The sequence below is a fragment of the bacterium genome (genome assembly GCA_016873475.1).
Lineage (GTDB): Bacteria > Krumholzibacteriota > Krumholzibacteriia > JACNKJ01 > JACNKJ01 > VGXI01.
The window spans coordinates 48,750-60,847 of sequence record VGXI01000002.1 but is presented as its reverse complement, the minus strand read 5'-3'; the positions used below and the strand labels follow the sequence as shown (position 1 = coordinate 60,847).

General features: G+C 70.6%; 6 protein-coding genes. 5 read left to right on the top strand and 1 reads right to left on the bottom strand.

Going from position 1 to position 12,098, the window contains the following annotated elements; translation table 11 throughout:
* The first annotated feature begins 1,059 nt into the window (after nucleotides 1-1,059).
* Nucleotides 1,060-5,775, top strand: coding sequence for a T9SS type A sorting domain-containing protein (locus FJ251_00530; GenBank protein MBM4116228.1), 4,716 nt, complete (start codon nucleotides 1,060-1,062; stop codon nucleotides 5,773-5,775).
* 348 nt (nucleotides 5,776-6,123) lie between these two features.
* Here FJ251_00530 and FJ251_00525 read toward each other — a convergent pair whose 3' ends face one another.
* Complete coding sequence (locus FJ251_00525) at nucleotides 6,124-7,503, bottom strand: MATE family efflux transporter (protein ID MBM4116227.1); 1,380 nt, start codon at nucleotides 7,501-7,503, stop codon at nucleotides 6,124-6,126.
* Nucleotides 7,504-7,662: 159 nt separating this feature from the next.
* Here FJ251_00525 and FJ251_00520 point away from each other — a divergent pair, with 159 nt between their 5' ends.
* The 4 genes from FJ251_00520 (at nucleotide 7,663) to FJ251_00505 (ending at nucleotide 12,050) form a co-directional block, all read left to right on the top strand.
* The gene (locus FJ251_00520; protein ID MBM4116226.1) at nucleotides 7,663-8,850 is read left to right on the top strand and encodes an acetyl-CoA C-acetyltransferase; all 1,188 of its coding nucleotides are present in this window, start codon (nucleotides 7,663-7,665) and stop codon (nucleotides 8,848-8,850) included.
* A 61-nt stretch (nucleotides 8,851-8,911) separates the two neighbouring features.
* Complete coding sequence (locus FJ251_00515) at nucleotides 8,912-10,300, top strand: aldolase (protein ID MBM4116225.1); 1,389 nt, start codon at nucleotides 8,912-8,914, stop codon at nucleotides 10,298-10,300.
* Nucleotides 10,300-11,493, top strand: coding sequence for an O-antigen ligase family protein (locus FJ251_00510; GenBank protein MBM4116224.1), 1,194 nt, complete (start codon nucleotides 10,300-10,302; stop codon nucleotides 11,491-11,493). The genes FJ251_00515 and FJ251_00510 overlap by 1 nt, the downstream gene beginning before the upstream one ends.
* Nucleotides 11,490-12,050, top strand: coding sequence for a GNAT family N-acetyltransferase (locus FJ251_00505; protein MBM4116223.1), 561 nt, complete (start codon nucleotides 11,490-11,492; stop codon nucleotides 12,048-12,050). The genes FJ251_00510 and FJ251_00505 overlap by 4 nt, the downstream gene beginning before the upstream one ends.
* Nucleotides 12,051-12,098: the final 48 nt, after the last annotated feature.

The following is a 12,098-nucleotide window of genomic DNA, read 5'->3' as shown; positions in this document are numbered from 1 at the left end:
CAGCGCTCCCTCGCGATGCGCCGCAACGCCGGACAAGCAGCGGCCAGCAGCGACCAGGAGCGCCACCTGCCCTGCGACCCGGGCAAGGCGCACAGCCTGCTCGGCTGGCTGAAGACCGAGAACGCAGGCGGCGCTTCCGTGCAGGCGCGCTACTATGTCGACCGGAACGCGGGCACCGCACTCGCCAGCGAGGACCTCGGCCCCGCGCTCGGCGGCACCAGCGACTGGACCCTGCAGTGGGCCGACATCGCCACGCCCGCCGAGGGCGACTGGTTCGAGGTCCGCTGCGCGCTCTCGCCGCCGGCCAGCGGCGAGGGCCGCGCCTGGTTCGATGGCCTCAAGTTGGTCGAGTGGGAGCCCTGGCAGCCAGGGGCGGTGGGCACGGCCGTCGCCCATCCGCACAACTACCGCTTCGTGCAGTTCCGCGCCACGAACGCGGCCCTCGCCGAGGCGCTGTTCAGCTACGAGGAGACGCGCTACGACGAGGACCTCACCGGCTTGCCCGCCGACGCGGCGCCCGCGGCGCCCGTACTCGCGCAGAACTTCCCCAATCCCTTCAACCCGAGCACGCGCTTCACCCTCAGCCTGCCCGCCGGCAGCGAGACGCTGCCGGTGGTGCTCAGCATTCACGACGTGCAGGGCCGCCGCGTGGCACTGCTCTTCGAGGGGCGGCTCGGCGGCGGCGAGCGCCTGAGCCTGGACTGGGACGGCCGCGGCACGGGCGGCGAGCGCCTGCCCAGCGGGGTCTACTTCGCCCGTGCGCGGCTGGGCGAGCGCAGCGAATCCCGTAAGCTGCTTCTGCTTAGGTAGAAGATACCGGAGCCATTGCTCCGATACTGCCGCCTGACGGTGGCAGATTCCCCGTCGTTCCCGTCCCTACCGCGGACGCTCAAGGCGAGAATTTCCGGCAAGCAGAAGCGCCACCGCCTGTGGTAAAATGATCGCTACCCCTGCAGGCGCCAGCGCCCCCCTGGAGCCTCGCGTCGAACGCGGCCGGGCGTCGCCGCCCGAGGCCGAAACGGTTCAACCCGCGACGAGCTTCGCCCAAGGACGTACCGAATGACTCGCAGCCCGCTGACCCGCTGCCTGCTGCTTTCCCTCACTCTCCTCTCCCTCATGCTCACGGCGCCGGCGTCACAAGCCGCCGTCGTGGAACGTGCGCTGCCTCTGGACAGCGCCTGGGATGCCGAGCGCCCGACCGGCCGCTGGCTGGCCGAAGTCTGCGCCGACCCAGCCGCCGATCGCAGCCTCTCGCCGACCCTCACCTGGTACTGGCTGCTCGACGAGGGCGAACGCCTCGCCGCCGCCGAGCTGATCGTCGCGCGCGAGGAGAGCGTCGGCCCGCTCGCCCGCGAAGCCCTGCGACTGCCGCTGATCGGCAGCGAAGGCACCGTCGCTCCCGCCACCGGTGGCGGCCCGCTCTGGAGCGCGGACTACCGCGTCGAGCTGGGCGCGCCGCAGCGCCTGCACGGACGCCTCGTGCAATCGATCACCCTCACTCCCTTCCGCAGCGCGGCCGGCGCGCTCGTCGCCCTCAAGGATGCTCGCCTGCGCCTGATCAGCGCTGCGAGCGGCGAGTCGGCGTCCCTGCTGCGCCCGGAGCGCCCCGACTTCCCGCTGCGCGATCGTCTCGAGACACGCCTCGGCGATCTGCTGCTGAATCCCGAGGCATTGCCCGAGAGCCCCGGCGATCGCGCCGCCGGCGGCGGCGGCTTCCCGACAGAGGTGCCGGGCGTCGAAGGCGCCACGGTCGCGATGGTCATCGTCACGCCGGATTCCTTCGCCGACCTCTGCGAGACCTACGCCCAGGCTCGCACGAACCAGGGCGTGCCGACCGTGGTGCGCAGCCTCGAATGGATCGCCGAGCACTATCCGATGGGCAGCGATCCGGCCGAGATGATCCGCCGCTTCGTCCAGGACGCCTATGCGAAGTGGTCGCTGGAGTACCTGCTCCTGGTTGGTGATGCGAACATCATCCCGCCGCGCTACGCCTACACGGAGATCTTCGGCGGTAGCGGGACCGAGGCGCCCACCGACATGTACTACGCCTGCCTGGATGGCGACTGGAATGCCGACCATGATGCGCGCTGGGCCGAAGCCGCGGACACCCTGGTCAGCGATCCGGGCGATGTCACCGATTGGCTGGCCGAGATCACCGCCGGCCGCTTGCCGGCGCGCAATCGCAGCGAGTGCAGCACGCTGCTCAGCAAGCAGGGCACCTACCACGGCGCGGGCATGACGCCCTACCAGCACCGCATCCTGATGCTGGGCGAAGTGCTCTTTCCCACCGACTGGGTGCCGGGCCAGACCATCATCATCGACGGCGCCGCGTACTGCGAGTCGATCTACGTCAAGTACACCGGGCCTCAGCACCAGGTCGTGCGCCTCTACGAGAACTACACGGTCTACCCGGGCTCGCTGGCGCTGACCGTCCAGGCGGCCCTGGATTCGATGTCCAACGGCTTCGGCATCGTCCTGCACAACGGCCACGGCGAGCGCCAGACGATGCGCGTGGGCAACGGCAGCATCGACAACACGATGGCCGTCCAGCTCGACAACGGCAACCGCACCTTCCTGCTCTACATGATCAACTGCACGGCGGCCGCCTTCGACTACAACTCGATCGCCGAGGCCTTCGTCAAGAACCCGAACGGCGGCGCCTGGGCGGTGATCGGCTCGACCCGCGAGACCTTTGCCAACATCAGCGCCCTGTACATGGACATCTTCTTCGGCTTGGTCCGCTACAACCCCTCGCTGCGCCTGGGCGATCTCTACACGGCGAGCCTCGCTTACTACAACGGCGAGACTCTCATCGACAGCGGCCACCGCTGGGCGCACTCCACCTTCACGCTGCTGGCCGACCCGAGCAACTGGCTGCACTACGCAGCCGCGGGCACCCTGCAGACCAACCTGCCCGTGAACTTCGCCCTCGGCAGCGGACCGCTCAGCTTCACGGTCACCAAGGGCTTCGGCATCCCGCTCGCCGGCGCCAAGGTCACCCTGCGCAAGGGCGACGAGGACTATCAGTGGGCCACCACCAACGGCAGCGGCCAGGTGAGCTTCAATCTCAAGGCAGAGACGGTGGGCACCTACCACGTCAATGCCGAGGCCCGCGACTGCCGCCCCTACACGGGGATGTTCAGCGTCACGGCGCCGGTGGCGGCGCCGCGCCCCTACATCGCCGCGGTGACCGTCAACGACACGAGCGGTGGCAGCGTGGTCGGCAACGGCAACGGCCTGCCCGAGCGCGGCGAGACGGTGCAGCTCACGCTCACGCTCACCAACGGCGGCACGGCCTCGGCGACTGCAGTGGCCGGAACCTTGACCACCAGCTCTCCCCACCTGACGATCCTCGACGGCACGGACAGCTACGGGAACATCGCGCAGGGCGCGAGCGCCTCGGGGACGAACCCCTATCTCATCCGGGTGCTCGATACGGCAGTCGACGACGAGATCCTGCCCTTCGCTCTCGCTCTCAGCACCGGCCAGGGCGCTTTCAACGAGGACTTCTTCCTCGAGGCCGCGGCAGCGGCGCTCGGCTTGCATGCCAGCACGCTCGACGATGCCGCCGGCGGCGACGGCGACGGCGAGATCGAGGACGGCGAGAGCGCCGACTTCGCGCTCTCCCTCAGCAACTGGGGCCGCGGCGATGCGATCGCCGTGCAGGCCGAGGCCTTCGCCACGGCCGGTAGCAGCCTGACCATCAACACCGGCGCGCTCGCGCTCGGCACCCTGCCCGCGCTGTCGAGCAACCTGGGCCCGGCCGTTTTCAACGTGACGCGCACCGGCAGCAACCCGCCCGCGCTGCTCGTCGTACTCAGCGACGCCTACGGGCACCTGGACAGCCTCACCCTGCTGCTCGAGCGCCCGCAGGGCGACCCCTGGCCGCCGAATTACGCTTTCGGCGCGGATCCCACGCGCCTTCGGCTGAACTGGGAGCCGGGCCTCGTGACGGGCGTGGCCGGCTATCGGGTCTTCCGCGCCGAGCAGGCCGCGGGGCCCTATCAGCTCATCTCGACAGAATGGGTCGAGAACGCGACCTACGAGGACGCCGGCCTGCCGCCCTTCATGAGCTACTGGTACCGGATCCAGCCGCTTTCGGCCGCGGGCCTGACCGGCGCGCTCTCGGACTCCAGCAAGGTAACGACGCAGCTTCCCCTGCGTGAAGGCTGGCCGCAGACGGTTGCCATGGAGACGGCGAGCACGCCGATCGTCGGCGACTTCAACGGCGACGGTGTGAACGAGATCTTCGTCGCCGCGGACAAGGTCTACGGCTTCAAGCTCGACGGGACCGAGCTGAGCGACGGCGACAACAACCCGCTCACCCACGGTGTGATCAGCAGCCTGGGCTCGAATTTCCGGAACTGCCCGCTCGCGGCGGCCGATCTCACGGACAGCCCCGGCATCGAGCTGGTCGCCGGCAGCTGGGACACGGGCCAGATCATCGTCTGGGAATTCTCCGACGGCCCGGGCGGCATCCAGGCGCAACTCGTGCCCGGTTGGCCCAAGCAGATCGCCAACCCGAACGGCTACGGCATCTGGGCCGCACCCGCGCTGGCGGATATCGACGGCGACCGCCGCCTGGAGATCCTCGTCACCGACGTCGGGGGCTACCTGAACGCCTGGAACGGCGATGGCAGCGTCGTCGCCGGCTTCCCGAAGTCCGGCATCGGCAACTGGACGCGCTCGACGACCGGCCTCGCGGACATCGACGGCGACGGCGACAGCGAGATCTTCCTGCCGACCTCCGGTGGCCAGCTCCGCGGCTACCAGGGGAGCGGCGCGAACCTGCCGGGCTTCCCGAAGACCGGCATGTCGGCCATCTTCAGCAGCCCTGCGCTTGGCGACATCGACGACGACGGCTTCATCGAGATCGTCGTCGCCGCCGAGAACGACTCGCTCTACGTCTACAACCATACTGGCAGCCGTTTGACAGGCTGGCCCAGGCACTTCATCAACCACAATACCGCCATCAAGTGTCCCAGCCCGGCACTCGCTGACATTACCGGCGATGGCGTGCCTGAGATCTTCGCCGTCGGTGTGACCTCCGACCACGAGACCACCCTCGGCTGGCTCAACGACAGCGGCGCCTGGCTGCCAGGTTGGCCACAGCTCATCATCGACCACAGCCAGGCCGGCGCCACCGTCGGTGACCTGGACGGCGATGGCGACTTCGAGGTCGTCCTGCCGCACGAGAACGGCAAGATCGACGCCTGGCACCACGACGGCACGCCGGTGGACGGCTTCCCGCTCGTGACCAGCGAGTATGCCCGCTCCGCGGCCAGCCTGCTCGACGTGGATGAGGACGGCCTGCTCGACATGGTCTTCGTCGGATGGGACCGCAACGTCTACATCTGGGAATTCCCGACGGCCTACGATCCCGCGATGATGCCCTGGTACACCTACATGCACGACTTCCACCGGACGGGCAACCCGAGCACGATCGACTGGGTGGTCGGGGTGGATGATGAGGACCCGCTGCCGGCGGGCCGCGTTTTCCGCCTCGACGACAACTGGCCGAACCCCTTCAACCCGAGCACGAACATCCGCTTCACGGTGGGCGGCGCCAGCGCACAGGACGTGCGTCTGGAGATCTACGACCTGCGCGGCCGCCGGCTGCGGAGCCTCACCGCGGGCAGCCTGGCGCCCGGCACTTACCTGCACAAGTGGGACGGCCGCGACGAGGCGGGCAGCGAGCTGCCCAGCGGCATCTACTTCGCGCGCCTGAAGGTGGGCAGAGCCAGCGAGACGAAGAAGCTGACCTTGCTCAAGTGAAACAAGCGACCAACGAAGCGGCTGCGTGACCTTCCCGCTCGCTCCGCTTCGAAGTCGCTCGCAGAGAGGTCACGCAGCCGCCTTGATGCTCGCGTGGCCCACAGGAGCCGCGCGGCTCGGCATCGCAGGCCGAAGGTCGCAGCGCTCCTGCGGCTCGCACAGCACAAGCCCCTGCGCCCCGCGGCGCAGGGGCATTGCTTTGGCCACGGCACCCGGCGTCCCACGCTGCTCGGCGCGGGGGCGGTGTCGATCGTGGTGGGCGCTCTGATGCCTTTCCCGTGCGAACTGCGAAGCGTGAGCGAGGGGAAGGCATCAGAGCGCCCCTCATTGCCGGCGCGGCCCCCGCGTCTAGATCCGCGTGCGCTGCCAGGCGCCGTGGCGGAAGCGGAGCGTCAGCAGCGTGGCGATGCAGGCAAAGGCGATCACCCCGCCGAGCCAGGCGCCGAAGATCCCCCACTGCAGCCGATAGGCGAAGACGAGCGCGAGCGGCAGGAAGATCGCGTAGGAGCCGATCCCCGTGATCAGCATCGGCGCTCGCGTGTCGCCGGCGCCCTGGAGGGCGCCGCTCATCGTCATCTGCACCGCGTCGCCGATCTGGAAGAGCGCGAGCAGCGGCACGATGCCGAGGCCCGCCGCCACCACGCCCGGATCGCCGTTGAAGAGGCTGAACAGGTGCGCGCGCGCGCCGAAGAAGATCAGCGCCACCGCCAGCGAGTAGACCAGGTTCATGCGCAGGCTCACCCAGCCGCAGCGCGCGGCAAGCGCGGCGCGGCCGGCCCCGAGGTACTGACCCACCATCGTCGTCGCGGCCTTGGCGATGCCGTTGGCCGGCATGAAGGAGAAGCTGAGCAGCTGCACCGCGATCTGGCTGGCGGCCAGTTCGTCCGTGCCGAGCCGGCCCATCAGCGCCATGAAGACGGTGAAGCTGCCCATGTCGAGGAAGGTCTGCACGCCGATCGGCGCGCCGACGCGCAGGAGGCGGCGCAGGGCGTCCAGCCGCAGGGCCCGCGCCCGCCAGGGATGGTAGAGTATCGCCACGCGCGGCCTGAGAAAGAGCGCGCAGCCGAGCAGGGCCGCCGAGAGATCGGCGATGCTCGTGGCCAGTCCGGCGCCAAAGGTGGTCCAGCGCGGCCAAGGCCCGGGCCCGAAGATGAGCAGCAGGTCGAGCACCAGGTTGACCAGGTTCGACACCAGCGAGATCGCCATCGAGGTGCGCACGCTGCCGATGCCGCGAAAGAAGCTGTGGAAGACGAAGGTGGCGAGCAGGAAGTAGGCGCCGGTCATGCGGGCGCGCATGTAGCGCAGCGCCTCGCCCGCAACGGCGGGATCGGGACCGGCCAGTGCGAGCAGGTTCCCCGCCTGCCAGTAGAAGACGGCCAGCACCAGCGCACCCGGCAGGGCGAGATAGAGGCCTTGCCAGGCGAAGAGCGCGCACTCGCCGTGGCGACCGGCGCCCTTCGCCTGGGCGACGAAGGTCGCCACGCCCTGCACGAGACCGACGAAGAAGGTGTAGAGGGTCCACACCAGCACGCCGCCCAGCCCCGCCGCCGCCAGCTCCACCTTGCCGACCCGGCCGAGCAGCAGGGTGTCCACCGTCCACATCAAGGTGGCCGAGAGCATGCCGATCACGGTGGGGTAGGCCAGGCGCCAGGCCTCGACAGTGGAGCCCGCGCGCGCGCCCGGCACGATGATGCTCGCCTCCCGCACCTGCCCGCTGCTGCCTGCCATCAACTCCCCCACGCGGCATTCCGGCCGTCTCGAAGGCCGCCACCCTAGCCGCTCTGCGCGCGCCTGACAAGCCCAGCAGCGCCCTTGCACGCGCCACGGCCTTGGACTACGATGAAATCCCCTCGCTCCCCCGGCCACCTTTGCACGAGGTAGAAGACCATGGCAGAGCTCCGCGACGTCGTCATCGTTTCGGCCGCCCGCACACCGATCGGCTCCTTCCTGGGCGCGCTGTCCACCGTGCCCGCCCCCAAGCTCGGCGCCATCGCCATCAAGGCGGCGCTCGAGCGGGCCGGGCTCTCGGGCGACCAGGTGGACGAGTGCATCATGGGCTGCGTGCTGCCCGCGGGCGTCGGCCAGGCGCCGGCCCGCCAAGCGGCCCTCTACGCCGGCCTGCCGCAGCAGGTGGAGTGCATCACCGTCAACAAGGTCTGCGGCTCGGGGCTCAAGAGCGTGATGCTCGCCGCGCAGGCGATCGCCGTCGGCGACGCCGACATCGTCGTCGCCGGCGGCATGGAGAACATGAGCCTGGCGCCGCACTACGTTCAAAGCAACCGCGTGGGCACGAAAATGGGCGACTGGACGCTCAAGGACGGCATGGTGATGGACGGCCTCTGGGACCCCTACCACGACTACCACATGGGCAATGCCGCCGAGCTCTGCGCCAGCGAGTGCAAGATCGACCGCGCGGCGCAGGACGCCTTCGCCGTCGAGAGCTACCGGCGCGCGCAGGCCGCCATCGCGGCCGGCGAGTTCAAGGCCGAGATCGCGCCGGTGCCGATCCCCCAGAAGAAGGGCGACCCCGTCCTCGTCGACACCGACGAGGAGCCCGGCCGCGTCGACTTCGCGAAGATCCCCTCCCTGCGCCCGGCCTTCATCAAGGACGGCAGCGTGACGGCCGCCAACGCGAGCAGCATCAACGACGGCGCCGCCGCGGTGGTCGTGATGGCCGCGAACGTGGCGACGAAGCTCGGCGTGAAGCCGCTCGCGCGCATCGTCGCCCAGGCCAGCGCCGCCCAGGCGCCCGAGTGGTTCACGACGGCGCCGGCCAAGGCCATCGAGAAGGCCCTGGCCAAGGCCGGCCTGAAGGCGAGCGACATCGACCTCTACGAGATCAACGAGGCCTTCGCGGTCGTCTCGCTGGCCAACAACCAGCTCCTCGGCCTCGATCCGGCCAAGGTGAACGTGCGCGGTGGCGCGGTGGCGCTGGGGCACCCCATCGGCGCAAGCGGCGCCCGTGTGCTGGTGACGCTCCTCCACGCCATGAGGGACCGCCAGGCTAAGCGCGGGCTGGCGAGTCTTTGCATCGGCGGCGGCGAGGCGGCGGCGCTTCTCGTCGAGCGCCTCTAGGCGGTACTGCAGAACGCGCGCGGCGCTCCGGCTGGGTGTCGCGCGCAGTTCAAGGAGACGCATGCTCTACGACAGCATCGGCGCCCTGCGCGCGGATCTCGCGCGAGGCTACGCCTGCGATGAGCGGGACCGGCTCGTCGTGCTCAGCGAGCCCTACTGCCGCGAACAGGTCGCCGCGCGCCTTGCCACGAACGCCGCGCTGAACCCGGATCCGCGCGTGAAGGCGGCCGCCATCGGCGACCTGCGCGCGCTGGCCGCCGCGCTCGGCGCCTGGCCGGCCTCGATCCAGGGCCTCTACGCCGCGATGGGCCGCGGCGACGTGGACCGGCTCACCGTGCCGGCCGTCAACGTGCGCGGCCTCAGCTTCGAGGTCGCGGGCGCGCTCTTCGAGGCCGCGCTCGCGGCCGACTGCGGCGCCTTCATCTTCGAGATCGCGCGCACGGAGATCGGCTACACGCCGCAGCCGCCGGCGGAGTTCGCGGCGGTGATCCTGGCCGCGGCCGTGGCCACCGGCTACCGCGGGCCCGTCTTCATCCAGGGCGACCACGTGCAGGTGCGGCCGAAACAGTACACCGCCGACCCCGCGGCCGAGCTGGCCGGCCTGGAGAGCCTGATCCGCGCCGAGATCGCGGCCGGCTTCTACAACATCGACGTCGATACCTCGACCCTGGTCGACCTCGCCCAGCCCGACCTCGACGCCCAGCAGCGCCTCAACTACCAGCTCGCCGCGCGCCTGACGACCCTCATCCGCGGCGAGGAGCCGGCGGGCGTCAGCGTTTCCGTGGGCGGCGAGATCGGCGAGGTGGGCACGGCCAACTCCACCGTCGAGGCGTTCGAAGCCTACATGGCCGGCTACCAGCGCGAGCTGGCGCGCCTCGCGCCCGGCGCGCTCGGCCTCAGCAAGATCAGCGTGCAGACAGGCACGAGTCACGGCGGCGTGCCGCTCGCCGACGGCAGCATCGCGGCCGTCAAGCTCGACTTCGGCGTCCTCGCGGCGATCGGCGGCCGTGCGCGTCGCGGCTACGGCCTGAGCGGCGCGGTGCAGCACGGCGCGAGCACCCTGCCCGAGAGCCTCTTCCACCGCTTCCCAGCGAGCTGCTGCAGCGAGATCCATCTGGCGACCGGCTTCCAGAACCTGATCTACGCGCACCCCGAGTTTCCGCCCGCGCTGCTCGCCGAGATCGACGCCCATCTGCTCCGCGCGCACGGCAACGAGCGCGCCGCGGGCGACAGCGACGAGCAGTTCGTCTACAAGCTGCGCAAGAAGAGCTGGGGCCCCTTCAAGGCGCAGCTCTGGGGTCTGCCGGCGCCGCTGCGCGCCACGCTGCGCGCGGCCCTGCGCGAGCAGTTCGGCTTCCTGATCGGGCAGCTCGGCGCCGCCGGCAGCCGCGCGCTCGTGGAGCGGCACGTCGGCCTCGCGCAGGAAACGGGCGAGCGGAGCCGCGGCTGATGCAAGGCGGCTGGCGGGAGCCTTTGCGTCCCGCGCGCGAGTGGGCGCTCGTGCTCGCCGCCTTCGCGATGCCCTTCTCGATCGCGATCTCGCAGTTCGCCTTCGCCGTCGCCCTGCTGCTGCGTCTGGCGGAGTGGGCAGGCGGGCGGGCGCCCGCCAAGCTGGGCCGCGGGCTAACGCTGATCACGCTCGCCTTCGTCGGCTGGGCGCTCCTGGACATCGCCTTCTCGCAGGTCCCGGGCGAGAGCCTGCGCCACGCCAAGCGCTTCCTGCTCCTGCCCGCGCTCTGGCTCTACGCCGAGGCCGGCACGCGCGCGGTACTCCGCGGGCGACTGCTCGCGGCGCTCGGCGCGGGTGCGGCGGGCGTGGCAGCCTACGGCATCATCGCCTACCTGCAAGGGCCGCGCGGCCTGGCCGGGCGCGCCCAGCTCACGCAGGGCTACATGACCGCCGGCGGCCTGATGATGCTTGCCGCGCTGCTGCTCTTCGTCTTCCTGCTCCTGCCGGGCGGCCCGCGCCGGCGGCGCTGGCTCTGGCCGGCCTTCGCGCTCACGCTGGTCGCACTCGTCTTCACGCAGACGCGCAGCGCCTGGCTCGGCTTCGCGGCGGGCGCGCTGCTCGCCCTCGTCCTCGTGCGGCCCCGCTTCGCGCCGTTCTTCCTGGGCCTACTGCTCACCGCGGGATTCTTCGCGCCCGCCGGCTTCCGTGAGCGGCTGCTGTCCTCATTCGATCCGCGGCATACGAACAACGTCCAGCGCGTCATCATGTGGCGCACGGGCTGGGACCTGCTCGCGGAGTACCCGTTGACCGGCGTCGGCGATCTCGACCTGCAGGCGATCTACCGCGCCCGGCACGCCGGCGAGTCGGTCGAGGTCAAGGGGCACCTGCACAGCAACCCGGTGATGTTCGCCGTGCTCTGGGGTTGGCCGGGGCTCGTCCTCGCGCTGGGCTTCCTGGGCGCGCTCGCCGTTGCGCTTGCGAAGCGCTGGTGGACGCTCGCCCGGCTCGCCGAGCGCGCACCACCGGGCGCCGCAGGCTGGACCCTGGCCGCGCTGGCCTGCTGGCTAGGCTTCATGCTGGGCGGGCTCTTCGAGTGGAACTTCGGCGACGCCGAGATCGCGCTGCTCACCTGGGCGCTCTGCGGCCTGGCTCTGGCGCCGCTCCCGACTGCGGGTGAGGGGGAAGTGGGATGAAGGACGTTCAACTGCGTGACGAGCTGCTCTGCTTGCGTCGCGCGCGCATGAGCGAGGCGCCGCAGCTCGCGCGCGCCGTGCGCCTCAGCCTCGACGCGCTCGCCCCCTACCTGCCCTGGGCGCAGCCGAGCTACGATGTCGCCGCCGCGCGGGAGTTCCTCGAGTTCTCGCGCGAGGAGGCGCGCCGCGGCCGCGGCCTGCACCTGAACGTCTTCGATCTGGAGAGCGAGGAGCTGATCGGCGGCGTCGGCCTCATGCTGCGACCCGGCAACCAGAGCGGCGAACTGGGCTACTGGATCCGCAGCGATCGCGCCGGCGACGGGCTCGCCACGCACGCCGCCGGACTGCTCGCGGAGTACGGCTTCGGGCCGCTGGGTCTGCGGCGCCTCTACCTCACCTGCGATGTGGTCAATCGCGCCAGTCGCCGCGTGGCGGAGAAGCTCGGCATGCGCCGCGAGGGCCGCCTGCGCAGCTTCATGCTGCACCACGGCGCGCCGCGCGATCACTATCTCTATGCGGTGCTCGCCGAGGAGTTCAGGCCGGCCTTTCGCGGCTAGCCGGGCCTGGGCGTGATGCCCCTTGACGCGGCGCGCCCCGCTGTTTAT

What these genes read in the sequence shown, in the direction of transcription:
- FJ251_00530 (MBM4116228.1), top strand. Translation starts at nt 1,060, where the DNA reads ATGACTCGCAGCCCGCTGACCCGCTGCCTGCTGCTTTCCCTCACTCTC.
- FJ251_00525 (MBM4116227.1), bottom strand. Translation starts at nt 7,503, where the DNA reads ATGGCAGGCAGCAGCGGGCAGGTGCGGGAGGCGAGCATCATCGTGCCG.
- FJ251_00520 (MBM4116226.1), top strand. Translation starts at nt 7,663, where the DNA reads ATGGCAGAGCTCCGCGACGTCGTCATCGTTTCGGCCGCCCGCACACCG.
- FJ251_00515 (MBM4116225.1), top strand. Translation starts at nt 8,912, where the DNA reads ATGCTCTACGACAGCATCGGCGCCCTGCGCGCGGATCTCGCGCGAGGC.
- FJ251_00510 (MBM4116224.1), top strand. Translation starts at nt 10,300, where the DNA reads ATGCAAGGCGGCTGGCGGGAGCCTTTGCGTCCCGCGCGCGAGTGGGCG.
- FJ251_00505 (MBM4116223.1), top strand. Translation starts at nt 11,490, where the DNA reads ATGAAGGACGTTCAACTGCGTGACGAGCTGCTCTGCTTGCGTCGCGCG.